Origin of the sequence: Mycetocola miduiensis, assembly GCF_900115155.1 — a bacterium.
Taxonomy (GTDB): Bacteria; Actinomycetota; Actinomycetes; order Actinomycetales; family Microbacteriaceae; genus Mycetocola_A; species Mycetocola_A miduiensis.
Genome location: NZ_FOVM01000004.1, coordinates 39,960 through 62,250, shown reverse-complemented (window position 1 = coordinate 62,250; position 22,291 = coordinate 39,960). Strand labels below are relative to the sequence as shown.

The following is a 22,291-nucleotide window of genomic DNA, read 5'->3' as shown; positions in this document are numbered from 1 at the left end:
GCGGAGCGATCGAGGCGGAGTTATGGACGCGTCAGCGCTGTAAAGACCGCCCCGCGAGCACCCGCTCGTAGACGCTGATCATGCGCGCCGTCTGGTGGCTCTGCCGGAAAGTCGAGCTGGCCTGCGGCTCGACGATCAGCCGGGACCCGGATGCCACATCAGCGGCGACCCGACGGAGGGCCACGGCGAGCGCTTCAACCGATCCGTCGGCCGGCTGCCAGTAGACCCCATCGGGGAGTTCACCGGCGATGTTCGGGTCGCTGACGATCGAGGGGGTGCCGAGCGCGGCCGCCTCGAACACGGTCATGCCCTGCGTCTCGAAACCGATCGATGTCTGGACCAGCGCGTCGGCTGAGGCGATCGCCGCCAGGGCCTTGGGATACGGCACCTTGCCGGCGAAGTGGACCCGGTCGCCGAGCCCGTTGTCGCGCACGAACGCCTGCGCCTTCGGGAGCAGGAGCCCCGCCCCGTAGAGGCGGAAGTCCGCATCCACGTCGGCGAGCCTGATGGCCTCAAGATATTCAAGAATGCGTTTCTCGGCGCTCATCCTGCCCATCCAGACGAACAACGGGCGGGCTGTCGATCGTGGCTCGACGCTCCCGAGCACCTTCTCAACGATCGAATCGTCTGCGCCCGTGAGGATCACCTCCACGTCGGATGCTGCACCCTTCCGCTCGAGCAGGGATGCGAAGTGACCGCTCGGCGCCGTCGTGGCATCCGCCCGCAGCGCGAGTTCGTTCAGGAACGCCCAGGCGCTCGGGGCTAGTCGCGAGAGCGACGGCTTGAGCAGCCGATGCTCCCACCAGAGCAACGCGCGAATCGCGAGCTTCGGAAACGGCACGACCCGCTCGATGCCGAACTCCATGTGGTTGTGGAAGGTGTGCACAGCGGGGATGCCGTGCCTCGCCGCGTACCGGTACCCCAGCATCGCGCCCCAGAAGTCGGCCTGCACGTGCACGACATCCACCGGAGGGCGCTTCTCGAGCGCTCGATCGAGAAACCGGTCGGTGCGACGCCCGACGAGCGTCATCGAGTACTCCCGGTCAAGCGTGATGGGGACGGACGGCAGGTCGACGTAGCCGGGATCCCCGGCGTGCTCCCGATGCATTTTCGGGGCGCACACGGTCACCGTGTGCCCCGCCTGCTCGAGGAAACGCTTCTGCAGCCTGAGAGAGACCTGCACCCCGCCGAGAGAATCTGCGTGCTGGTCGCTGAACATCAGTATGTGCATGGTGCCCTAAGGGTATCCGCCCTTCGACGCGGCCGCGGGCGGCCTTGCTCAGGAACCGACGAACGCGAAGTGTTCGAGGCGGGTTCAGGAACCCCCGATGCCCTCGACCTCTTCAAGTGCCTCCAGTAGAGAACCCTGCGCGAACCCGAACCAGTCGTACAAGCTCTCGACGTACTCGGCATCCGGGGTTTCGACGGCACCTTCGTCGGAGACGGTTGCGATCCCGAGGCTGGTGGCGAGGACAAGGCGCAGGTCGGTCAGCGTACCGAGCCAGTACATCGCGTGCTCCCGGTCGAGCCGCACCAACCGGACTTCACCGTCCGCTGTGCGTCGCGCCTGCGCCACGTCGAACGAGGCGAGCACTCCCCTGGCGTTCTCGACTTTGCGGTCGATCAGGTCGTCCAGGGTGAACCTGCGGAATTCGTCAGCGGCTGATGGGTCATCCGTATAGGCATCCGGGAACAGTCGCGCGAGGACGGTCGGCTCAACATCCGCCTCGCCCTCCTTGACCCGTTCAAGCAGACCAATGATCTGCTGCACCAGGTCGATGAACAGGGCCACCTCCTGCGTCTCGAACTCGGCGAGAAGGTCACCGGCCGGTGTCGCGTCGAACGCCCTCATTGCGGAACCTTCGCGAGCGTCGACAGCAATCCGTACCCGTGCATCGCCACGACGTGCCTCTCCATCTCTTCCTTCGGACCCGTCGCCACGACAGCGCTGCCAGAAGTGTGGACCTGGAGCATGAGCTCTTCAGCGCGGGCGCTGCTGAAACCGAAGTAGCTCCGGAAAACCCACGAGACGTAGGTCATGAGATTCACCGGGTCGTCCCACACCACGGTGTTCCAGGGCGTGCCGACGGTGAGCGATTCGGCGAGGTCCAGGCGGTGGTCAAGTTGTGGCACGGTTCAAGCTTGTCACCCCAACCCGTCAATGCAATGCCCGGCCACGCCTTGACATCGAATTCCGGGAACCGACGGATCAGGGCTCCGAATGAAAACAACGGATTCACAGGGACCGGCGTCGGGTCGTCCCGCTAGTGTCGAGGTTGTCGGCGAATGGCGCCGGACGTGGTGTTGCTGTGGAGGATCGCATGTTGAAGCTGGGCGTGAAGGCATCGGCGGAGCAGTTCGGGCCGCGCGATCTCGTTGAACTGGGCGTAATGGCCGAGGAGCACGGCTTCGACAGTGTCACGGTGAGCGACCACTTCCAGCCCTGGCGGCACAACGGTGGTCATGCGCCGTTCTCCCTGGCCTGGATGACCGCTGTCGGCGAGCGCACCGAACGGATCCAGATCGGCACGTCGGTGATGACGCCGACGTTCCGCTACAATCCGGCGGTCGTCGCGCAGGCGTTCGCCACGATGGGATGCCTGTATCCGGGCCGCGTGTTCCTCGGGGTGGGCACCGGCGAAGCCCTCAACGAAATCGCGACCGGGTACCAGGGCGAGTGGCCCGAGTTCAAGGAGCGGTTCGCACGGCTCCGTGAAGCCGTCGATCTGATGCGCCAGCTTTGGGTCGGCGACCGGGTCGACTTCGACGGCGAGTACTACACGACTCGCGGTGCCTCGATCTACGACGTGCCCGAAGGCGGCATCCCCGTCTATGTCGCTGCAGGCGGCCCCGTCGTCGCTCGCTACGCCGGCCGTGCAGGCGACGGCTTCATCTGCACATCGGGCAAGGGCATGGAGTTGTACACAGACAAGCTGCTGCCCGCGGTCGCCGAGGGTGCGGCAAAGGCCGGCCGCGACGCCGAGGGGATCGACAGGATGATCGAGATCAAGATCTCGTACGACACCGACCGGGAGGTCGCCCTCGAGAACACCCGGTTCTGGGCACCGCTCTCGCTCACCCCGGAACAGAAGCATTCGATCGACGACCCGATCGAGATGGAGGCCGCCGCGGATGCTCTTCCGATCGAGCAGGTCGCGAAGCGCTGGATTGTGTCGAACGATCCGGATGAAGCGGTGTCGCTGATCAAACCGTATGTCGATGCCGGCCTCAACCACCTCGTCTTCCACGGTCCAGGCCACGACCAGAAACGGTTCTTGGATCTTTTCGCCCGGGACATCGCACCGAGACTCCGCGCCCTGGCCTGATCAGCATGTCCGAGCAAAGCAGCGCGCTCGCCCGTGTTCTCCTCGCGCCGAACCCGGGCCCGATGACCCTCGACGGCACGAACAGTTACCTGGTCAGCGAACCCGGTGCCAGCTCGGTCGTGGTCGTCGACCCGGGTCCGGACGACCCCCGGCACCTCCAGGCTCTGGCGGCGGCGGGTCCGGTAGACCTCATCCTCGTCACCCACCGTCATCACGACCACACCGCAGGCAGCGCAGAACTGGCCCGGCTCACCGGCGCCCCGGTGCGGGGGCTCGATCCGGCATTCTGCATCGGAGCTGATCCCATCACCGACGGAGAGGTAATCAACGCAGCAGGCGTGCACATCCGGGTCGTCGCAACCCCTGGGCACACCGCCGACTCGGTCTGCTTCGTCCTGGCGCAGGACGGTGCCAGCGGGGCGATCCTCACTGGAGACACGATCCTTGGCCGCGGTACGACGGTGATCGCGGCCCCGGATGGCAGCCTTGCCGACTACCTTAACTCCCTCATGACACTCCGCGGCATGGGCCCGCTCACCGTGCTGCCTGCGCACGGTGAGCCGCTGCTCGATCTCGAAGCGATCTGCGATGGTTACCTCGCCCACCGGCACCGGCGACTCGACGAGGTACGGGCGGCGCTGCGGAATCTGGGACCGGATGCCAGTGCCGCCGCGGTCACCGACGTCGTCTACTCCGACATCGACCCGGCGGTCCGGTTCGCCGCCGAGCAGTCCGTCGAAGCCCAGCTCGCGTACCTGAGCGCCACAGACCGGGCTGGAGGATGAGAAACTTACCTATGACAACACTCGGACTTATCGGCGCCGGAAACATCGGCTCCCAGCTCGCACGCGCCGCCGTCGCTCACGGCTATGACGTTGTGGTCTCGAACTCGCGGGGACCAGAATCCCTGACCGAGCTCATCCTCGAACTCGGTGAGCACGCGACGGCCGGTACCCCGGCGGATGCGGCGGCCGCTGACCTCGTGGCGGTCGCGGTGCCGTTGAAGGATGTAAGAAGCATCCCGGCCGACCTGCTCGCCGGAAAGATCGTCCTCGACACCAGCAACTACTACCCTCGGCGGGACGGCGCCATCTCACCCCTCGACACCGGAGAAATGACGGTGTCGGAGTTCGTGCAGGCGCACTTCGCTGACGCTCGCGTGGTGAAGGCGTTCAACCACATCCAGGCGCCGGCGATCACCGGTGACGCCCAGTCTGCGCGCACCGCGGAGCGCCGTGCACTCATCGTCGCCGGCGATGACGACGACGCGAAGCGAGCCGTCGCGGAGTTCATGAACACGATCGGCTTCGACGCCCTCGATATCGGGCCCTTGAGCGAAAGCTGGCGCATCGACGCCGGCACCCCGGCGTTCGGGCCCCGTCGTGACCTAGAGGAGCTCGAGATCGACATCGCCCAGGCCACGCGGGCTGACCGTCGCTGAATCCGGCGGACGCTGTGGAAGACGTGGAAATACGTTGTCGTGCGCAGGTACACGAGTATGACCGCCGCGAGAAGCACCCAGCGGAAGTCGACGATGTAGTGGTCAGGTTTTGAACACTTCCATGACGGTGCCGACGACGTGGAAAAGAAGAATCACCCGCAGTCCGCGGAGAGTCTCCGGTCAGCGCCGAACCGACACCGAAACGGTGAATTTGGTGTTCCGTCCCACCTGGCGGGTGGGTCCGACCGTGCGTTCCAGCGCGGCCCGGTAACCGAGGTGCGAGTTCCACACGGTCCACAGTTCACCGCCGGGTTTCAGCACGCGCGCCGCATCCTCGAACAGCTTCCCGGCGATCCCGGCGTGCACCGTGGCCCCGATATGGAATGGCGGGTTCAGCAGAATCAACTCGGCTGAGCCGTCCGCCCAGCCGGACAAGCCATCGTCGCGCACGACGGTAACCCGGTCCGCGACGCTGTTCACCAACGCGGTCTCGCGAGCGGATGCCACGGCCGCCGCAGACTGGTCGGTGGCGGTCACGCGCATGGCGGGGCGGGCACGAGCAACCGCGGTCGCAAGGATGCCCGTGCCGCAGCCCAGGTCGATCGCGGTCTGTGCAGAGGGAAGCCCGTCTAGGAAGCCGAGCAGGAACCGGGTGCCGATGTCCACTTTGGTGCCGGCGAACGCGGCACCGTGCGCGCACACCCAGAGGTCGAGGTCGGCGTGGAACTCGCGAGCGGGCCAGCGGGGTTCTCCAGCCACTGGTCGCGGCTCCCGCGCGATCAGGACCCGGGATTTCTGCTGCGCGAGCGACGCTGTGACCGAACCGAGATAGGTCGCCAGCACGTCGGCCATCGCGGGAGTCATGTGCTTGACGCGTCCCCCTGCGTACACCGTGACATCCGCCGCCGCATACCTGGCGATTGTTTCGGCGATCTCGGCAAGCGCGTCGAGCGACCGTGGCAACTGCAGCAGCACGACGCGGGCGCCGCGAAGCAGGGTGCCGTCGAGGGGAAGGTTGGTGAAGGCATCCGTCGACGCGAGGGCCGCTGCGTTGGCGGCGAGGGCCCGTTCGCCGGAGAGTTCGTCCTGATGCGTTCGGATGCGGGTGGCGCCGCGGTGCGCCGCGCCGAGCGTGAGCGCGCCGTACCGATCGCCGATGACGACCGTTTCGCCGGGTGCGGCGGCGGCGAACGCTTCGTCCGCCAGATCGAGGATCAGCCGGTCGGTCGCGTCGGAGGCGAAGAGGTTGGTCGCTTCGACGTCGGGCCACCGGCGGAGCCGGTCGAACGGGAAGTCAGTCACCTGTTCAGGGTAACGGTGCGGCGGGCACCGTTACCCTGCGTCGTCCGACTCAGGCCGGTGAGGCCTGTGTCGTTGCCGAGTCGTCCACCGGCGTTCGCCGCTCTCGAAGCGCGTGCGCCATCCACCACCAACTGAGCAGGCCGACCGCTGCGTTCAATACGAGACCGATCAGCAGGAACAGAGCCCCGAACCCGATGATCGGCGTGAAATCGATGTTCTGCAGCGCGCTGAGGCCGTCGTCGCCAAGGTGTCCTGGCCTGCCGAAATCCGGTGTCCACAAGCCGGCCAGTCCCGAGATCGGAGAGCTGACGGCGCTGAGCACCCAGCCGGCGACGATAGCGATACCAAGGGCGCTCCACGTGACGGCAACCGGGCGGTTCACGCGGTGGCTGCGCAGGATCCAGAGACTCGAGAGATAACCGAGAATCCATAGGATGACGCCGAGGATGATCAGGCCGATCAGCCAGGGCAGGAACGTCGACCAGGCATCCGCGATGAACTGCTCGATCACCGCGGGCGGGAGTCCCGTACTAATCGCGACGTCGTCTGGATTGGTCGTCGCAGCCCACGAGAACACGGTGCTGAAGAACGCACCGAACGCGGCGATGGCCAGGGGTATCGCCGCGAGCGCGAACCCGAGGCTCATGAGGGAGTAACCGACGGCGCCCGCCAGCATCGCGCCGCGCCTCTGCCGCGGTTCGAGCGGCGGGCGCGGCGGTTCTGTCCTGGCCGGAGCGTGAGCGATGTATCCGGGCTGCGGGTGTCTCTGCTGCTGGACCGGGTAGCCGGGCTGCTGCGGATACCCCTGGGGCGGGTAACCGGGCTGCGGCGGATACCCCGGCTGATGCGTCGGGTAACCGGGCTGCTGCGGATACCCCTGCTGCGGGTAACCGGGCTGCGGCGGATAACCCTGCTGGGCCGGGTAGCCCTGCTGCGGATAGCCGGGCTGCTGAGTCGGTCCAGGCGCCGAAGCCGCGGGCGAGTCGCCCGCCGGTGGCAGCGGTGTACCGGTCGGGGGCGCGAGGGGAGAACCCGGCGGCGCACCTGCCGGCTGTTCGCCTTCGCCAGGCGCTGGTCCTGTCGGTGTTGGGTCTTGCCCGCCGTGCGGCGTCGCTGATGTGGCGTCTTCTGGAACGCGGGGCTCATTCTCGCTCATGCGGCTCAGCATAATCAGCCGGACGCGTGCACGTAACCCACCCTGGGTGCCGATCGAATCAATCCTGGGTACCGGTTTTGCGGCTCCCGGAACCTCAGCGCTGGAAAGGCCGCCAGACGACGAGCTCGGTGCGCCGCTGCGCCCGGGTGCCACTCTTGAGCGGAACGACATCGCCCTGGGATCCTGCCGCGAAGACGCGGCGACCAGGCGACTTGACCAGTTCGTTAGCGAGGGCGTGCTCAAGCTCCCGTACACGGGCGGAAAGCTCGACGACTTCGTTCTCGAGAGCGAGGATCCGGCCGATTCCCTCGAGGCTCACACCTTCGGCGCTGAGCCGGGCGACCTCCCTCAGCTGGGCGACGTCGCGCATCGAGTAGCGACGAGACTTGCCTGCCGTCCGCGTGGGTGAGACGAGGCCGAGCCGGTCGTACTGCCGCAGGGTCTGCGGGTGCATTCCGGCCAGCTCGGCCGCCATCGCGATCGCGAAAATCGGCGAATTCTCGTCCATCCTCGTCATCCCTTCGCCCTCAGGAGAAGGTCGTCACGGGGGTTCTCGTGCGGCTCGAGCTCGTGGAAATGCTCGAGGGCAGCGCGTGCCTCAGCACTGAGGTGCGAAGGCACCGCCACCTGCACGACGGCGAGCAAATCGCCGGTGCCCTTCGACGTCGAGACGCCACGACCCTTGACCCGGAGGACCCGGCCGGATGGCGTGCCGGGTGCGACACGCAGTTTGACCGGATCGCCGCCGAGAGTCGGCACCTCGATGGTCGCGCCGAGCGTCGCCTCAACGAAGGTGACCGGCACATTGACCCGCAGGTTGAGCCCGTCACGGTCGAACACCGGATGCTTGCGCACCGCGACAGTGAGCACGAGGTCGCCGGCCGGGCCGCCGTCGGGAGACGGGTGCCCCTTGCCGCGGAGCTTGATCTTCTGCCCGTCGGCTACACCGGCCGGGATGTTCACCTTGATCGTCCGGCCCTCGGCTGTCTGCAGGGTGATCTGGTCACCCTTCGTCGCCGTGAGGAAGTCGATTGTGGTGGATGCCGTGACGTCGCGACCAGGGGTCGGCCCGCCGTAGCCGCGGTAACCCCCGGTCGACTGGCCGAAGCCCCCGCTGCGTCCGAAGACCCCTCCGAGGATGTCCTCGAAGTCGGCCTGCTGGTAGCTGGTGCTCGTCCCACGCGCGCCGCCACCGAACATCCCACCGAAGACGTCGTCGAAACCACCCGCAGAGCTGCCGCCGGGCGCGGTGAAGCGAGCGCCAGAACCCATCGCCCGCACGGCGTCGTATTCCTTGCGCTGTTCGGGATCGTTGAGCACCGAGTAGGCCTCGCTGATGTCCTTGAACGTGGCTTCGGCTTTGGCATCCCCCGGGTTGGAGTCCGGGTGATACTTGCGCGCAAGCTTGCGGTAGGTCTTCTTCAACTCCGCCGGCGTCACATCCTTCTTGACACCGAGAACCTTGTAGAAGTCCTTGTCAAACCAGTCCTGGCTTGCCATGGGCGCCTACTCAGCGGGTACCGCGACGACGACCTTGGCCGCGCGCAGCATGGTCGAACCGATGAGGTAGCCGGTCTCGACGACGTCGATCACGGTCTCGGCTTCGACATCAGGGCTCGGCTGCTGGAAGACGGCCTCATGAATGTTGTGGTCGAACGGGTCGCCCTTCGCACCGAACGGCACGAGGCCGATCTTCTCGACGCTGGCCCGCAGTTTCGCGGCGATGGTCGCGAACGGCGCATCCCCTTCCAGATCGCCGTGCTTCTCAGCCCGGTCGAGGTCGTCGAGCACGGGCAGCAGGAGCTTGGCCACGTCACCTGTGACCCGTTCCCGCTCGACCTCACGGTTGGCCTCCGTGCGCCGACGGTAGTTGGCGTATTCGGCGGTCACGCGCTTGAGGTCGACGAGATGTTCGTGCTCAGGCTCGGCATCGGCGAGGCGTTCACCGAGGTCCTCGTCGAGGCCGTCCGCCTGGGCGGCATCGAGGATGTCCTGGACGGTCAGTTCGTCTTCGGTCGTTTCGGGCAGTTCGGAGTCCACCTGCGACTCAGGGTCGGAAGCTCGCGCTTCCGACCCTTCGTCCACTGGCTGAACCTCGTCACCGTTGTCTGGAGTCGGGTTCTTGTCAGTCATGGTTACTTCTTGTCGCTCTCGGTCTCGTTTTCGTCATCGACGACTTCAGCGTCAACGACATCCTCATCGGATGCTGTCTCGTCGGGCTGCTCTGCGCCCTCCGCCGGAGCGGACTCTGCCTGCTGAGCCTGAGCGTAGATTGCTTCACCGAGCTTGACCTGGCTCTCGTTGAGCTTGTCGTACGCGGTCTTGACCGCGGCCTCGTCGTCGCCGGCGAGGGCGGACTTCAGGGCGTCGACGTCGGCCTGCACGTCGCTCTTGACGTCATCGGGCAGCTTGTCACTGTTCTCACGGATGAGTTTGTCGATCGAGTAGGCGAGCTGTTCGGCGGTGTTGCGCGTCTCGGCTGCCTCACGGCGGGCCTTGTCCTCTGCAGCGTGCTCTTCAGCTTCACGCACCATGCGCTCGATGTCTTCCTTCGCGAGCGAGGAACCACCGGTGATGGTCATCGACTGCTCCTTGCCGGTGCCCTTGTCCTTCGCGGACACGTGCACGATGCCGTTGGCGTCGATGTCGAAGGTGACCTCGACCTGCGGGATGCCACGGGGGGCGGGGGCGATTCCGGTGAGCTCGAAGGTTCCGAGGTTCTTGTTGTCGCGGGTGAACTCGCGCTCGCCCTGGAACACCTGGATCGCGACCGACGGCTGGTTGTCGTCAGCCGTGGTGAAGGTTTCGCTGCGCTTGGTCGGGATGGCCGTGTTGCGCTCGATGAGCTTCGTCATGATGCCGCCCTTGGTCTCAATGCCGAGGGAAAGCGGAGTGACGTCGATGAGCAGAACGTCCTTGCGTTCGCCCTTCAGCACACCGGCCTGGAGTGCCGCGCCGACGGCGACGACCTCGTCCGGGTTGACACCTTTGTTGGGCTCCTGTCCGCCGGTCTCTTCCTTCACGAGGGCCGAGACGGCGGGCATGCGGGTCGATCCACCGACGAGCACGACGTGGGCGATGTCGCTCACCTTGATGCCGGCCTCACGGATGACGTCCTGGAACGGCTTCTTCGTGCGGTCGAGGAGGTCGCTGGTCATCTGCTCGAACTGGGCGCGGGTCAGCGTCTCGTCGAGGTTGGCCGGGCCGTTCTCGGTGAGCGAGAGGTAGGGGAGCTGGATCGAGGTGGACATGCCGGAGGACAGTTCCTTCTTGGCCTGCTCCGCCGCTTCCTTCAGACGCTGCTTGGCGATCTTGTCGTTCGAGACGTCGACGCCGGTGGTCTCCTTGAAGCGCTTGATGAGGTGCTCGACCACGCGCTGGTCCCAGTCGTCTCCACCGAGGCGGTTGTCACCGGCGGTGGCACGCACCTGGATGGTCGAGAAGTCGTCGTCCTTGCCCACTTCGAGCAGGGAGACGTCGAAGGTTCCACCACCGAGGTCGAAGACGAGGATGAGTTCGTCTTCCTTGCCCTTGTCGAGGCCGTACGCGAGAGCGGCAGCGGTCGGCTCGTTGATGATGCGGAGCACGTTGAGGCCGGCGATCTCGCCGGCTTCCTTCGTGGCCTGACGCTCGGCGTCGTTGAAGTAGGCGGGGACCGTGACGACGGCATCCGTCACCGTGTCGCCGAGGTACTGCTCAGCGTCGCGCTTGAGCTTGGCGAGGATACGTGCCGAAATCTCCTGCGGGGTGTACTTCTTCGAGTCGACCGCGAAGGTCCAGTCGGTGCCCATGTGGCGCTTGACCGACGCGATGGTGCGGTCGACGTTGGTGACGGCCTGGCGCTTGGCGGTCTCGCCGACGAGCACCTCGCCGTCCTTCGTGTATGCGACCACCGAGGGGGTGGTGCGAAGGCCCTCGGCGTTCGCAATGACGGTGGGCTCGCCACCCTCGAGGACGGCAACAACTGAGTTGGTGGTTCCGAGGTCGATTCCTACTGCACGTGCCATGTGTTTTCTCTCCTTTGGACCGGTGAGGGTCTGTTCGATGTCGGCCGGGATGCGGCCCGCATATCAAGTTCGTGAGGCCGCGTCAATAGTTGAGCGGCGATGACTCAAGTTTACCGGCTGCCTGTGCGCTGTCAACTTTTCATGGCAAATCTTGAGCCCCGGCGGCTCAAGTTTCTCGATGTGATAGCCGCAAGAAACGGGCGGTCACCGCAGTGACCGCCCGTTCCGGGCCGGACGGATGCCGCTCAGTCGGTTCGCCGGAATGCGGCGGCGATCCCCGCGGCGACGAGGAGCACGCCGCCGGCGACGAGGGCGACGATGATCCAGGTGCCCGGGTCGACGATGAAAGGCACAATCGCGTTCGTCACCATGAACGCGGCGAAGACCAGCAGGATCACGCCCCAGAAGATTGTCCCGAAACGGGCCCGGAGGCGCTCAGGTTTCGCGGACGCGGCGGGGGCGGTCCAGGCCTGAGCGGGGAGCGGCCCCTGCCGTGCGCTGTCGCCAAACAGGACGTCGGTGGCATCCTGGTCCGCTACCGGCGTCGCCGGGCGGATCGGTGTCGTATCGTTTGCATCGGTCATCGTGTGCTCCTCGAGGTGTCAGCAATGTCGACGCTTCCGGCGCCGAGCCAGATCCGGACCGTTGTCGTGTCGTCGTCGGAGGTGTCACCGAAGCGGACAACTTCGCGGTAGACCGGCGCCCCGCGCTCACGTGTCTCGCCGTCTTCGGTCGTGTAGCTGAGCCCGGCGATGCCGCCGGCGACTTCGAGGACCACCGGGACGTCCTCAGGGAGGACCAGGTCGACCGTTCCTGCACCCAGCCAGAGTTCGACAACCCCGCCGACGTCCGCACCGCGGTCGTCGAGCGCGGAGAGGTCGAGGGTCGGTGATCCCGCAGCCATCGAGTAGCCCGTCGTGGTGCCCTCGGCGGCATCCTCCACTTCCCAGGTGGTGTTGCCGACGACCGAGACGGCGGTGCCGCGGGGGAAGACCCCGACGAAGAGCAGCACGAGGATGGCGACGACGGCGAAGAAGCCGAGCGCACCGCTCTCCTTGCCGCGGATGCCGGCGAGGATGGTTGCCAGGGCGATCACACCGAGCGCGGCGCCAACGCCGACCAGCACCGCGGTGTCCGAGAGTGTGGTGTAGCCGAGTGCGATGGCGGCGAAGACTCCGGCGAGCAGCGCCAGCCCGAGCGCGATCGAGACGAATGCTGCCCCCGGCTGGCGCCGGCGGTACCGTTCCTCGTGCTCACGTCGCTGCTCGGCACGCGCCGCATCGCGGGCACGCCGCTGGGCGTCGCGCTCAGCCTGACCTGGGGCCTGCGCCCAGGCGCCCGGTGCCGCGGTGCCGGATGCGGCGTGAGCGGCTTCCGGTGTCGAGTACCAGAAATCGGCGCCGCTCGTCATCGGCGCAGCTGTCGAGCTCGTCGCCCCAGCGGAAGCTGGGGTGTCCGCCGGAGCCCCGGTAAAGGGATCGAACGCCGACGAATCGGCCGGGGTGGCCGAGCTAGTGGGGGCGGTGCCCGTTGTCGCTGAACTGGTGGTGGCTGAACTCGTCCAGAAGTCCGCATGCGCGCGCGGCTCGGGAGCGAGCGGCGCGGTCGACCCGGCGGGAGTCCGCCTGGCGATCACCACCGTCAGCCAGATCAGGCCGGCGACCAGCGCGAGCACCCAACCGGACCGGAGGATGGACTCGAGCCACCCGGGCATGTTCCAGAAGTCGGGGACCCCTTGCCACCAGATGCCCTGCATGAACGGCACGAAGGTAAGGACGACGAGCACGCCGATGGCGACCATCGCCGGGTCGAAGATGCCCTTGATCGCCCGCTCGGCGTGGATGCGTCCCTGACTGTCCGGGAGCAACGCCCAGGCGACGGCGTAGAGGAAGAGTGCCGGGCCACCGAGGATGGCGACCACGAGGATGATGCCGCGGATGATCAGCGGGTCCAGGCCGGTGCGTCGTGCGATCCCGCCGCCGACACCGGCCAGCCAGGCCTCATCGGTGCGGACAAGCCCGGCGCTGCGGATCCAGTCAAAGAAAGAGCCCTGTGGCGCCGTCGGCGCGTTCGCCGAAGTCGGGCCAGGGGTGGGGGGTGCTTCGTTCATGACTCGAGTCTGGCGGCGGCTGCGGGCCGTCTGCCATGGGGTATCCCCCTGATCGGACCCTGAGATCGCCTGACCGGGTCCCTGCCCGGGGGTCGGGGGTGCTTGGATTGCTCCATGGACACCCCTCGCATGACCCGCCCGCGCGTGCGGCTCGTCGGCGGCGTGTGCGCCGGGTTCGCCGAGCACACCGGCCTTCCTCTGCCGCTCGTGCGAACGATCACGGTGCTCCTGACCGCGTGCGGCGGAGCCGGGTTGCTCCTCTACTGCTGGTTGTGGGCGACCACACCGATCGCCCAGGATTCGACTGACCCGCTGAAACGCGTGCTCACCCGTCCAAGCGATCCCGCGGCCGCTGACGGCGACGACGCTCCGGCCCGATCCGCACCGGTCACCGAGATCCTGCTCGGGGTCGCCCTCCTCGCCGCAGCGGGTGCGCTCGTGGCATCCCGTATGGGCGTCGACGTTCCCCTCGCCTTCGTCATCCCCGCGATCGTCGTACTCGGCGGCGCCGGGCTCGCCTGGCGGCAGTTCGACGACCTGCGCAGCCAGCGGTCATCGTCGTCCTCCGCGCTGCTCGTGCGTGCACTCGGCGCGCTGGTTCTCGTCGCGCTCGGCATCCTCTTGTTCTTTGTGACCGGCGAGGAGCCAAACGTCTGGACGGTCTTCATCGCGGCTATCGCTGTGCTGTTCGGGGTCGCCATCGTCGTCGCGCCGTGGCTCTTCCGGCTGACGCGCGACCTGGCCGAAGAGCGGGCGGCCCGCGTGCGCGAAGCGGACCGCGCTGAGATCGCCGCGCACCTGCACGACTCGGTGCTGCAGACGCTCGCCCTGATCCAGCAGAAGGCCGACCCTGCCAGCGACGCCTCCCGGCTGGCCCGCGCGCAGGAGCGTGAACTGCGGGACTGGCTCTTCGCCGGCTCCCCCGGATCGTCGGTCGACCTCGCCGATGAACTGCGCCGGCTCGCCGCGGTAGTCGAGCAGGAATACGCCGCCCAGATCAACGTGGTGGCCGCCGGGCAGAGCCCAAGTTCGGTGCCCGACGCGTTGCTGGGCGCCGCCCGCGAGGCCATGCTGAACGCGGCACGCCACGCCGGCGGCACCGTCTCGGTCTACCTCGAGTCGTCGCCGACAGCCGTCGAACTGACCGTGACCGACCGGGGTCCGGGTCTCAGCCTCGACGACATCCCCTCCGACCGGATGGGGGTGCGCGAATCGATCCTCGGCCGGATGCGACGGATCGGGGGCACGGCCGAGCTCTCGCCGGGACCCGGCGGCGCTGGAACCGAGGTCCGCCTTCTTCTCCCCCTGACCGATGGAGCACACCATGTCGATGTCTGATCCGAGCGCAGCCGACCTCACCGTGGTGATCGTCGATGACCACTCGATCTTCCGCTCCGGCCTGCGCGCCGACCTGGCCGACGGCATCCGTGTTCTCGGGGAAGCCGCCACCGTCGACGAAGCGATCGCCCTCGTCGTGGCCACCCAGCCACGCGTGGTGCTGCTCGACGTGCACCTGCCTGGCGGCGCAGGCGGCGGAGGGGCCGAGGTCATCCGCCGGTCCGCAGCGCAGGCGCCGAACACGCGGTTCCTGGCGTTGAGCGTTTCGGATGCGGCCGACGACGTGGTGACCGTCATCCGCAGTGGTGCCCGCGGGTACATCACGAAGAGCGCCTCGGGAGCCGACGTGTCGGATGCCGCCCGTCGCGTCGCCGACGGGGACGCCGTCTTCTCGCCCCGCCTCGCCGGATTCGTGCTCGACGCGTTCGGTGCGGTGTCCGGGGAGACCGCCGAAGCATCCGACGAACTCGACCGCCTCTCGGCACGCGAACAGGAGGTGATGCGGCTGATCGCCCGCGGCTACGCCTACAAGGAGGTCGCCGCCTCGCTGTTCATCTCGGTGAAGACGGTGGAGACCCACGTTTCGAGTGTCCTGCGCAAACTGCAGCTGTCATCACGTCACGAACTGACCGCATGGGCACTGGAGCGCAAGCTGCTCTGATCCAGCGAGAAATCCCGGGCCGACACGGATTTCGCGGTGTTCACCCGTACGTCTCCGGATGCCACTACCCTGACCTCATGACGAAGAACGCCAGCGACGGCTCACCGGATACGGCCGCACCCGCTCTCTCGGAGGCGCCGGCCAAAATCAGCCCGAAACGGGTGTTGGCGTGGGGGTTGTGGGACTGGGGATCTGCCGCGTTCAACGCCGTGGTGACGACCTTCGTCTTCACCGTGTACCTCACCTCGGACGCGTTCGGCGAAGAAGCCGTCGTCTCGGCCCAGCTCGGCTGGGCGCTGGCCACCGCCGGTGTTTTGGTTCTTCTCTTCGCGCCAGTCACCGGGCAGCGCTCCGACAGTGCCGGGCGGCGCAAATTGTGGCTCGGCGTCAACACGTACATCGTCGTCGCCCTCACTGCGTGCATGTTCTTCGTCGCCCCATCCCCGGACTTTCTCTGGCTCGGACTTCTGCTCGTCGCAGCCGGGAACGTGTTCTTCGAATTTGCCAACGTGAATTACAACGCGATGCTCGCCCAGGTCTCGACGCCGAAGACGATCGGCCGGGTCTCCGGCATCGGCTGGGGGCTGGGCTATCTGGGCGGAATCGTGCTCCTTCTGATTGTGTACTTCGGCCTGATCCAGCCCGAGGTCGGGATTTTCGGCATCACTGACGAGAACGGCATGGATGTCCGCGCCACCGTGCTCGTGTCGGCGATCTGGTTCGGCCTGTTCGCCCTGCCCGTTCTCCTCGCCGTCCCCGAGTACGAAGGCGTCGGCGCCCGTCGCACCAAGGTGGGTTTCTTCGCCTCCTACCGTCGTCTCTTTCAGGACATCCGCAAGCTCTGGCGTGAAAGCCGCCAGACCGTCTACTTTCTCTTCGCCAGCGCGGTCTTCCGCGACGGCCTGGCCGGAGTGTTCACCTTCGGCGGCGTTCTCGCTGCGGGCTGGTTCGGCTTCTCTCAAGGAGAAGTGATCATCTTCGCCATCGCGGCGAACGTCGTCGCCGGGATCTCGACCATCACCGTCGGCCTTCTGGACGACCGACTCGGCCCGAAACCGGTGATCATGGCGTCCCTCATCGGCCTCGTCGCTACTGGGCTGTTGATCTTTTTCCTCCATGACGGAGGCAAGCTCACGTTCTGGATCTTCGGACTCGCCCTGACCCTCTTCGTCGGGCCCGCACAGTCGGCATCCCGGTCGTTCCTGGCCCGGCTGATCCCGGCCGGGCGCGAGGGTGAGGTATTCGGGCTGTACGCCACGACCGGGCGTGCCGTCTCGTTCCTGGCGCCGGCCGCTTTCGCGCTCTTCATCACGGTCGGTGGTGAACAGTACTGGGGCATCCTCGGCATCGTTCTCGTCATCTTCATCGGGCTCCTGCTGCTCATTCCGGTGCACGCAAAGCAGCAGCAGCTGCGGTAACCCGCCGTGTGCCCCCACGAAGTCACTCAGTCCGGACGCACACACCCGGTGTACCGCGTGACCCCGTCCGCATCAAGTGACCTCGTGCCGGGCAGCGCATGCCTGCTCCCGTCAGAGGACGGGCCGCCGGTTACAGCCCGTCGGCGACCGCCGCCGTCACCTGCAGCCACGCCTCACGGGTCTGCGGGGTGAGCACCTCGACGTTGAGCGGTCCCCCGCTCTGGAATCCGGGGTCGTACGGAACTTCGAGCACCACCCGGGTGAGCGCTGAGAAATGTGCGTGCAGGCGTCCGGACAGTTCTGGCTGCGCAGCGTCTCCGGGTGCTGAGAGGATCGTCACCGCCTGGCTGACCTTGTCCTGGTGACCCTTCTGCCGCAGACCATCGAGCAGCCACGCCGCACTCGCCGCGGTTTCCTCATTCACCGTCGTGACCACGACGAGCTGGTCGGCCGCTTCGACCGCCGCCTCCCAGTTCGAGGCGCGCATGTTGTTGCCGGTGTCGATGACGAGCAGGCGGTAGAACCGGCTGAGCGTGGAGTGGAGGCTGTCGAAGGCCTTCGCGTCGATCGTCGACGACGCGGCGGCATCCTCGTCGGAGGCGAGGACATCGAACTGGGCGTCCCCCTGGCCACGCACGTAGTTGTCCAGGTAGCCGACACGCGCGGACTCCACGTCGGAGAAGAGGCCAACGTCGCGGAGCAGGTCCACCGCCGTGTTCGAATGCCGTGACGGCTGGGCGCGCCAGCCGAGCGTCCCACGGGTTTCGTTGTTGTCCCAGGCGAGTGTGGAACCGCCGCGGTGGATGCCGAACGTCGCCGCGAGCAGCAACGTCGCTGTCGTCTTGTGCGCGCCACCCTTCGGGTTGAGCACCACGATGGTGCGCGGCCCCTTGAGGCTGCGCTGGACGCGACGGATGGCATCCCGGTGCGCCTGCTCAGCCTTGCCCGGGCGCGGCGAGATCACACCCCCGGTGATGCGGCGGAGGAAGCCCTGCCAACCCTGCTTCGCCGGGCCCTCCGGGGCCGATGGGCGGGACTGGAGGAAGTCTTCGAGCGTCGGCACAGCTTCGTCCCCGGTATCGGCTGGCACCGAGAACACCGCGGGCTGGGATGGCGTCCCGGGCGAATCCCCGGCGTCAGCCGGTTCGTCTGCGGCGAACTCGGCTTCGAACTCGGCGATGGCCTCTGCCGCGGGCCGGTCGTCGGGCGTGGCATCCGGAGCGGAATCAGCTGTCGCGGCAATAATTCGCGTGGCGGTGTCGGCGGGCAGGGCGACCTCCGGCAGCGGGGGGAACGGAGCCCCGTGGAGGGGCGGGCCGTCATATCGGTAACCGAGGTCATCTGTGGAGTCCGGGATGCTTGGCTCGTCGCCCGGCGCCCGGAAGGTCGATCGTCGGGTCGGGGCGGGTTCGAAGGATGTGGCTGGCCGGCGTTCCGCTTCGTCGTCGGCGAAGTCGACGAGGTCCTCGATGCCGAACGGGGGCAGCGGGATCGCACCCTTCTCAACCGGACCGGACGATGGCACGTACGCGTCGTCAGTGACGTCTTCGTCGTGCTCGTCATGCTCGTCATGCTCGTCGTCGTGCTCGTCATCGTTGGGGGTGTCGTCGTCCTCGTCGTGCCGGTCGGCAGCCTCGTCGGCATACCCATCGTCGTCGACGAGGATCGCGCCTTCCGACTCAACGTTGCCGTCTGGGTGGACGATCAGCGCGTAGACGCCGTCGAGGTCGGTGGTGGCGACCCGGACCGGGCGGTCGCGGACCGCCGCTTCCTCGGCGACGCGGGCAATGACCCCGGCTCGGGCACCGGCAACGTCGGCCGCGTGCACCTCGGACCTGTGGCCGTCGACGGTGACTTCACCGGTACCGTCGGCTCGCACGATCGCAGTGATATGTGGCTCGTTCGACTCATTCGACACGTCGGGGCACCGTTTCTTTTCCACGGCCGAAGGACGCCCTGTCGGCGTCGAAGCGACCAGTTTCCGAGTACCAGTATTGCGCGACCCGCATCCGGGGGCCGAATTGAGCCCTTTGCCAGGCGGGTGAGCTCGTTGCTACGCCGGGATGAGGCCTCTCTCGCCCAGCGCCGTCCACAGCGTTTCGGGAACAATCTCGGCCATCCACACGGCATTCCGACGCAACTGTTCAGGCTTGCTTCCCCCGATCACGACGGAGCGGACGGTGTCGTCGCGCAGGGTGTAGTGGAGGGCAGCAGCGGGCAACGACACTCCGAATTCCCGGCAGATTTCAGCGATCGACCGTACTCGCTCGAGCACCGCCGCTGGCGCGCTGCCGTACTCGTAACGGCTGTCGGCATCCGGGTTCTCGGTGGCAAGGAGCCCCGAGTTGAAAACGGAGGCGGTGACGATCCCCACCCCCTGGGCGCGGCAGGCCGGTACGACGTCGGCGAGCACCGGCTGTTCGGCGAGCGTGTAACGACCGGCGACCATGAGCAGGTCGATGGCCCCGGTGTTCGCCGAGGCGAGGAGCGCGCCGGTGTCCATCGAGCCGACGCCGATCGCCCGGGTCACCCTCTGGTCCCGAAATCGCGCGAGCGCCGGAATCGCGACGTCCAGTCCCTCGTGGAGATCGTGGTTCTCCGGGTCATGCAGGTAGAGGATGTCGAACCGGTCGAGCCCGGTGCGCTCGAGCGATTCCTCGACGCTGGAGCGAATGCCGTCGGCCGAGAAATCCCACACCCGCCGGTGGTCGGCGGGTACAGCGAAGTTGTTCTCGGAGTCGAGCTCCGCGGCACCTTCGGGGTGCGGCACCAGCAGCCGTCCGACTTTCGTCGACACGACGTACTGGTCCCGGGGTTTCGTGGCAAGGAAAGCACCGAGCCGCCGCTCGGAAAGCCCGAGGCCGTAGTGCGGAGCGGTGTCGAAGTAGCGGATGCCGGCATCCCATGCGGTCTGCAGAATCTCCCAGGCCGTGTCGTCGCTCATCGCCCGGTACAGGTCGCCGAGATTCGCGCCGCCGTATCCGAGCCTGGGAAGGTGCAGTTCGCTCATGAGCCGCAGCGTACTCCGTCCGATTCGCCGAGCGCTCCCCCTGTCAGCCGATGCGGCGGCCTTCGTTGTGCTCGTTCAGCACCCAGGTCGCACCTTCGTCCTCTGAGACGAAGCTCTCCCAGATGTACGAGGTGTCGGTGATCTTCGAGAAGTTCCAGCGGATCAGAAGTCCGTCGTTGCGGGTCCCGTCCTGGCGGATGCCGTCCCGTTTGTGCGCGGTCGCGACCAGGTGGGCGTACTCCCCGCGTTCCGGCTCGAAGTAGCTGACCCGCCAGGCGCCCATGTCGCGGTCGTACACCCGCACGGCGGTGGCGAGCGCGTCGTAGCCGCCGTCCTCGCGAGGGTGCAGGGCGACATCCTGCACCGCCTTACCGTCGAGGATGAACGACATCACCCAGAGAAAATCGGTCTCGTGCCAGTGCCCGGTCTTTTCGTCCATTCGCTTCGAGTGCACCTGCCAGCGGCCGACCATGCGGCCGAACCGGGACATGCGATTGGGGTACTGCGTAGTAGCGGCATCCGAGATGAGGGCTTCAGCGAAGTGGAGGTCGGCGTTCTCACTCATGGCGGAGTCTTTCTGTTAGCTGCCGGGGCTTCCAACGTCGACGACGCCGACGTCTGTGCGGTGGAAGTTCTGGAATGAGCGGGATGCCGTCGGGCCGCGTTGCCCCTGGTACCTCGAACTGTATTCCGCCGAGCCGTACGGCTTCTCTGCCGCTGAGCTCAGCTGGAAGAAGCAGAGCTGGCCGATCTTCATGCCTGGCCAGAGCTTGATCGGGAGGGTGGCGACGTTGCTGAGTTCGAGCGTCACGTGCCCGCTGAATCCGGGGTCGATGAATCCAGCGGTCGAGTGGGTGAGCAGACCGAGGCGACCGAGGGAGCTCTTGCCTTCGAGGCGGGCTGCGACGTCGTCCGGCAGGCTGACCTGTTCGAACGTGGACCCGAGTACGAACTCGCCCGGGTGCAGGATGAACGCTTCGTTCGGCTTCGCCTCGATGAGACGGGTCAGCTCGGGCTGGTCTTCGGCGGGATCTATGTACGGGTATTTGTGGTTGTCGAATAGCCGGAAGTACCTGTCGAGGCGCACGTCCACGCTCGACGGCTGGACCATCTCGGGATGCGACGGATCGAGTCCGATGCGTCCGGAGGCCAGTTCAGCTTTGATGTCGCGGTCGGAGAGAAGCACGAGGTCAGTTTATAAGGGCCGGGCTTGATAGTATGGCGAGACGCCTCCGGGCGTAACGTGCGGATGTAGTTCAATGGCAGAACTTCAGCTTCCCAAGCTGATAGCGCGGGTTCGATTCCCGTCATCCGCTCCAGTACTGGGATCCAAGCCCCTCCGGTCTTCAAGCCCGAGGGGCTTTTTCGTGCCGATCCACGGTTTACTCACGGTATTGGCCGAAAACGTCGAGCTGCGCAGACCGATCGGTTCGCTGCATCTGCTGCTCGATGTAGTGCTTCCGCGTCACTCCCTCGTCGGCGTGGCCGAGCTGCTCCTTGGCCGCCTCCGGACCGAGGATCGTCGCGACAGCCTTCCGGCACGCCTTCGTCGTCATCCACTCCACAGGTGTCCCCTTCACTGCGACCGCCCACTGCGCCCGGACGTTCTCCGGCCAGCGGAGCTTGCCATTCGCTGACGGGAACACCCACTCGCAGTACGAGTTCACCCGCCTCGACACGAGCACGTCGATGGCGAACTGCGGGAGGAACAGGGTGCGGTTCGATTCCTCCGACTTGGGGAACGCCTGACGATGAATGCCCTTCCCGCGGGTTCGTGTCACGGTGCCGGAGACGGTGACCTTGCCGTGCTCGAGGTCGACATCGGACCAGCGCAGCGCGAGCAGTTCACCGATACGCCAGCCAGTCCCGACGAGCAGGTCGGCGATGTCGGCGAGATCTCTGATTGAGTTGCCCCGCGCCGGCGGCTTCGCATCGTAGGCGCGCATCACTGTTCTGAGCTCATGCACATCCTCGATGCTCGGCGCCCGGACGGCTTTGCGTTCCACGGGCGGCAGGAGGAGATCTCTGGCGACGTTGGAGTCAGCAGCGTTGTGTCGGACAGCGAGCCCGAACATGCCCTTGAGAACAACGCCCAGCATCCGTGCCTGGCCCTCACCCGAGCCCTCGGCGACGCGATCGACGAGTCGTTGCATCACAGGCACCGTCGCCTCACGGATCCGCACTGAGCCGACAGCCTTATTCACGTGCGCCCGGATCGTTCCCTCGTAGCGTTCCTTCGTGGCGTCGGCTCGCTTGGACTTGCGGATCTCGATGACCCACTGCTCTGCGAGTGCAGTCAGCGTCGACTCCCGGGTGAGGTATTCGTTCGTCGGGGTCAGCCGGTCACGGAGGGACTCACGCAGGAGGTTCGCCGCCGCGCCCTTCGTCCGGCCGAACTTCTGCGCCCGACGAGTCACCCCGTCGAAGTCGCGATAGTAGGCGACCGCTGCCGGCTTCCCGTCAATCGTCTTGGTCTTGATCTCGCCCCACGTTCCGAGAGGCAGTGGTGGGCGCGCCATCAC

Annotated in this window: 23 protein-coding genes and 1 tRNA gene; 7 read left to right on the top strand and 17 right to left on the bottom strand. The window is 66.7% G+C overall.

Annotated features, from left to right (window positions below; all coding sequences use genetic code 11):
* Nucleotides 1-31: 31 nt before the first annotated feature.
* The 3 genes from BM197_RS07915 to clpS all read right to left on the bottom strand — a co-directional run bounded on the left by BM197_RS07915 (nucleotide 32) and on the right by clpS (nucleotide 2,133).
* On the bottom strand, nucleotides 32-1,231 hold the full coding sequence (locus BM197_RS07915; RefSeq protein ID WP_090710398.1) for a glycosyltransferase: 1,200 nt from the start codon (nucleotides 1,229-1,231) through the stop codon (nucleotides 32-34).
* 84 nt (nucleotides 1,232-1,315) lie between these two features.
* Nucleotides 1,316-1,852, bottom strand: a complete 537-nt coding sequence (locus BM197_RS07910) for a DUF2017 family protein (RefSeq protein WP_090710396.1) — start codon at nucleotides 1,850-1,852, stop codon at nucleotides 1,316-1,318.
* Nucleotides 1,849-2,133 (bottom strand): ATP-dependent Clp protease adapter ClpS, encoded by a 285-nt coding sequence (gene clpS / locus BM197_RS07905; protein ID WP_090710394.1) that lies wholly within the window; start codon nucleotides 2,131-2,133, stop codon nucleotides 1,849-1,851. Before clpS ends, BM197_RS07910 begins: the two co-directional genes overlap by 4 nt.
* 188 nt (nucleotides 2,134-2,321) lie before the next feature.
* Between clpS and fgd the strand changes: the two genes are divergently transcribed.
* From fgd to BM197_RS07890, 3 genes are read left to right on the top strand one after another with little or no spacing between them, the layout of a single operon-like run.
* Entirely contained in the window at nucleotides 2,322-3,326 is a 1,005-nt protein-coding gene (gene fgd / locus BM197_RS07900; protein ID WP_090710392.1) for a glucose-6-phosphate dehydrogenase (coenzyme-F420), read from the top strand.
* Between the two features lie 5 nt (nucleotides 3,327-3,331).
* On the top strand, nucleotides 3,332-4,111 hold the full coding sequence (locus BM197_RS07895) for an MBL fold metallo-hydrolase (RefSeq protein ID WP_090710390.1): 780 nt from the start codon (nucleotides 3,332-3,334) through the stop codon (nucleotides 4,109-4,111).
* An 11-nt stretch (nucleotides 4,112-4,122) separates the two neighbouring features.
* Nucleotides 4,123-4,767, top strand: coding sequence for an NADPH-dependent F420 reductase (locus BM197_RS07890; RefSeq protein ID WP_090710389.1), 645 nt, complete (start codon nucleotides 4,123-4,125; stop codon nucleotides 4,765-4,767).
* A 102-nt stretch (nucleotides 4,768-4,869) separates the two neighbouring features.
* On the opposite strand, the gene BM197_RS16840 is transcribed toward BM197_RS07890, so the two are convergent.
* The 9 genes from BM197_RS16840 to BM197_RS07850 form a co-directional block, all read right to left on the bottom strand.
* Entirely contained in the window at nucleotides 4,870-4,923 is a 54-nt protein-coding gene (locus BM197_RS16840) for a hypothetical protein (protein ID WP_425435703.1), read from the bottom strand.
* Between the two features lie 24 nt (nucleotides 4,924-4,947).
* Nucleotides 4,948-6,069, bottom strand: coding sequence for a class I SAM-dependent methyltransferase (locus BM197_RS07885; RefSeq protein ID WP_090710387.1), 1,122 nt, complete (start codon nucleotides 6,067-6,069; stop codon nucleotides 4,948-4,950).
* 49 nt (nucleotides 6,070-6,118) lie between these two features.
* The gene (locus tag BM197_RS16275; RefSeq protein ID WP_177216773.1) at nucleotides 6,119-7,225 is read right to left on the bottom strand and encodes a hypothetical protein; all 1,107 of its coding nucleotides are present in this window, start codon (nucleotides 7,223-7,225) and stop codon (nucleotides 6,119-6,121) included.
* A gap of 94 nt (nucleotides 7,226-7,319) precedes the next feature.
* Nucleotides 7,320-7,733: a heat shock protein transcriptional repressor HspR gene (locus BM197_RS07875; RefSeq protein ID WP_090710385.1), complete on the bottom strand. Its 414-nt coding sequence runs from the start codon at nucleotides 7,731-7,733 to the stop codon at nucleotides 7,320-7,322.
* Nucleotides 7,734-7,738: 5 nt separating this feature from the next.
* Nucleotides 7,739-8,725, bottom strand: a complete 987-nt coding sequence (locus BM197_RS07870; protein ID WP_090710384.1) for a DnaJ C-terminal domain-containing protein — start codon at nucleotides 8,723-8,725, stop codon at nucleotides 7,739-7,741.
* Nucleotides 8,726-8,731: 6 nt separating this feature from the next.
* Entirely contained in the window at nucleotides 8,732-9,358 is a 627-nt protein-coding gene (locus BM197_RS07865) for a nucleotide exchange factor GrpE (protein WP_090710382.1), read from the bottom strand.
* Nucleotides 9,359-9,360: 2 nt separating this feature from the next.
* Nucleotides 9,361-11,232, bottom strand: a complete 1,872-nt coding sequence (dnaK, locus tag BM197_RS07860; RefSeq protein WP_090710381.1) for a molecular chaperone DnaK — start codon at nucleotides 11,230-11,232, stop codon at nucleotides 9,361-9,363.
* A 245-nt stretch (nucleotides 11,233-11,477) separates the two neighbouring features.
* Nucleotides 11,478-11,816, bottom strand: a complete 339-nt coding sequence (locus BM197_RS07855) for a hypothetical protein (RefSeq protein ID WP_090710379.1) — start codon at nucleotides 11,814-11,816, stop codon at nucleotides 11,478-11,480.
* Nucleotides 11,813-13,342, bottom strand: coding sequence for a PspC domain-containing protein (locus BM197_RS07850; RefSeq protein WP_090710378.1), 1,530 nt, complete (start codon nucleotides 13,340-13,342; stop codon nucleotides 11,813-11,815). Before BM197_RS07850 ends, BM197_RS07855 begins: the two co-directional genes overlap by 4 nt.
* A gap of 114 nt (nucleotides 13,343-13,456) precedes the next feature.
* Between BM197_RS07850 and BM197_RS07845 the strand changes: the two genes are divergently transcribed.
* The 3 genes from BM197_RS07845 to BM197_RS07835 all read left to right on the top strand — a co-directional run bounded on the left by BM197_RS07845 (nucleotide 13,457) and on the right by BM197_RS07835 (nucleotide 16,759).
* Entirely contained in the window at nucleotides 13,457-14,680 is a 1,224-nt protein-coding gene (locus BM197_RS07845) for an ATP-binding protein (protein ID WP_090710376.1), read from the top strand.
* The gene (locus BM197_RS07840; RefSeq protein WP_425435697.1) at nucleotides 14,667-15,341 is read left to right on the top strand and encodes a LuxR C-terminal-related transcriptional regulator; all 675 of its coding nucleotides are present in this window, start codon (nucleotides 14,667-14,669) and stop codon (nucleotides 15,339-15,341) included. Before BM197_RS07845 ends, BM197_RS07840 begins: the two co-directional genes overlap by 14 nt.
* A 77-nt stretch (nucleotides 15,342-15,418) precedes the next feature.
* Nucleotides 15,419-16,759 carry an MFS transporter gene (locus tag BM197_RS07835; RefSeq protein ID WP_090710374.1) on the top strand — a complete coding sequence of 447 codons (1,341 nt, stop codon included), beginning with the start codon at nucleotides 15,419-15,421 and terminating at the stop codon, nucleotides 16,757-16,759.
* A gap of 130 nt (nucleotides 16,760-16,889) precedes the next feature.
* Here BM197_RS07835 and BM197_RS07830 read toward each other — a convergent pair whose 3' ends face one another.
* The 4 genes from BM197_RS07830 to dcd all read right to left on the bottom strand — a co-directional run bounded on the left by BM197_RS07830 (nucleotide 16,890) and on the right by dcd (nucleotide 20,955).
* Nucleotides 16,890-18,638: a MinD/ParA family ATP-binding protein gene (locus BM197_RS07830; RefSeq protein WP_143095036.1), complete on the bottom strand. Its 1,749-nt coding sequence runs from the start codon at nucleotides 18,636-18,638 to the stop codon at nucleotides 16,890-16,892.
* A gap of 174 nt (nucleotides 18,639-18,812) precedes the next feature.
* Nucleotides 18,813-19,769 (bottom strand): aldo/keto reductase, encoded by a 957-nt coding sequence (locus BM197_RS07825; RefSeq protein ID WP_090710370.1) that lies wholly within the window; start codon nucleotides 19,767-19,769, stop codon nucleotides 18,813-18,815.
* A gap of 43 nt (nucleotides 19,770-19,812) precedes the next feature.
* A complete protein-coding gene (locus BM197_RS07820; protein WP_090710368.1) occupies nucleotides 19,813-20,334 on the bottom strand; it encodes a hypothetical protein in 522 nt (173 codons plus the stop codon).
* A gap of 15 nt (nucleotides 20,335-20,349) precedes the next feature.
* Complete coding sequence (dcd, locus tag BM197_RS07815; RefSeq protein WP_090710367.1) at nucleotides 20,350-20,955, bottom strand: dCTP deaminase; 606 nt, start codon at nucleotides 20,953-20,955, stop codon at nucleotides 20,350-20,352.
* Between the two features lie 59 nt (nucleotides 20,956-21,014).
* Here dcd and BM197_RS07810 point away from each other — a divergent pair.
* Nucleotides 21,015-21,088 (top strand) — tRNA-Gly (locus tag BM197_RS07810).
* Between the two features lie 63 nt (nucleotides 21,089-21,151).
* Here the strand turns inward: BM197_RS07810 and BM197_RS07805 are convergent.
* Nucleotides 21,152-22,288, bottom strand: coding sequence for a tyrosine-type recombinase/integrase (locus BM197_RS07805; RefSeq protein ID WP_090710365.1), 1,137 nt, complete (start codon nucleotides 22,286-22,288; stop codon nucleotides 21,152-21,154).
* Between the last annotated feature and the right edge of the window lie 3 nt (nucleotides 22,289-22,291).

What these genes read in the sequence shown, in the direction of transcription:
- dnaK (WP_090710381.1), bottom strand. Translation starts at nt 11,232, where the DNA reads ATGGCACGTGCAGTAGGAATCGACCTCGGAACCACCAACTCAGTTGTT.
- BM197_RS07845 (WP_090710376.1), top strand. Translation starts at nt 13,457, where the DNA reads ATGGACACCCCTCGCATGACCCGCCCGCGCGTGCGGCTCGTCGGCGGC.
- BM197_RS07870 (WP_090710384.1), bottom strand. Translation starts at nt 8,725, where the DNA reads ATGGCAAGCCAGGACTGGTTTGACAAGGACTTCTACAAGGTTCTCGGT.
- BM197_RS16275 (WP_177216773.1), bottom strand. Translation starts at nt 7,225, where the DNA reads ATGAGCGAGAATGAGCCCCGCGTTCCAGAAGACGCCACATCAGCGACG.
- BM197_RS07840 (WP_425435697.1), top strand. Translation starts at nt 14,667, where the DNA reads ATGTCGATGTCTGATCCGAGCGCAGCCGACCTCACCGTGGTGATCGTC.
- fgd (WP_090710392.1), top strand. Translation starts at nt 2,322, where the DNA reads ATGTTGAAGCTGGGCGTGAAGGCATCGGCGGAGCAGTTCGGGCCGCGC.
- BM197_RS07835 (WP_090710374.1), top strand. Translation starts at nt 15,419, where the DNA reads ATGACGAAGAACGCCAGCGACGGCTCACCGGATACGGCCGCACCCGCT.
- BM197_RS07855 (WP_090710379.1), bottom strand. Translation starts at nt 11,816, where the DNA reads ATGACCGATGCAAACGATACGACACCGATCCGCCCGGCGACGCCGGTA.
- BM197_RS07910 (WP_090710396.1), bottom strand. Translation starts at nt 1,852, where the DNA reads ATGAGGGCGTTCGACGCGACACCGGCCGGTGACCTTCTCGCCGAGTTC.
- BM197_RS07820 (WP_090710368.1), bottom strand. Translation starts at nt 20,334, where the DNA reads ATGAGTGAGAACGCCGACCTCCACTTCGCTGAAGCCCTCATCTCGGAT.
- BM197_RS07850 (WP_090710378.1), bottom strand. Translation starts at nt 13,342, where the DNA reads ATGAACGAAGCACCCCCCACCCCTGGCCCGACTTCGGCGAACGCGCCG.
- BM197_RS07890 (WP_090710389.1), top strand. Translation starts at nt 4,123, where the DNA reads ATGACAACACTCGGACTTATCGGCGCCGGAAACATCGGCTCCCAGCTC.
- BM197_RS07895 (WP_090710390.1), top strand. Translation starts at nt 3,332, where the DNA reads ATGTCCGAGCAAAGCAGCGCGCTCGCCCGTGTTCTCCTCGCGCCGAAC.
- BM197_RS07825 (WP_090710370.1), bottom strand. Translation starts at nt 19,769, where the DNA reads ATGAGCGAACTGCACCTTCCCAGGCTCGGATACGGCGGCGCGAATCTC.
- BM197_RS07915 (WP_090710398.1), bottom strand. Translation starts at nt 1,231, where the DNA reads ATGCACATACTGATGTTCAGCGACCAGCACGCAGATTCTCTCGGCGGG.
- BM197_RS07805 (WP_090710365.1), bottom strand. Translation starts at nt 22,288, where the DNA reads ATGGCGCGCCCACCACTGCCTCTCGGAACGTGGGGCGAGATCAAGACC.
- BM197_RS07875 (WP_090710385.1), bottom strand. Translation starts at nt 7,733, where the DNA reads ATGGACGAGAATTCGCCGATTTTCGCGATCGCGATGGCGGCCGAGCTG.
- BM197_RS07865 (WP_090710382.1), bottom strand. Translation starts at nt 9,358, where the DNA reads ATGACTGACAAGAACCCGACTCCAGACAACGGTGACGAGGTTCAGCCA.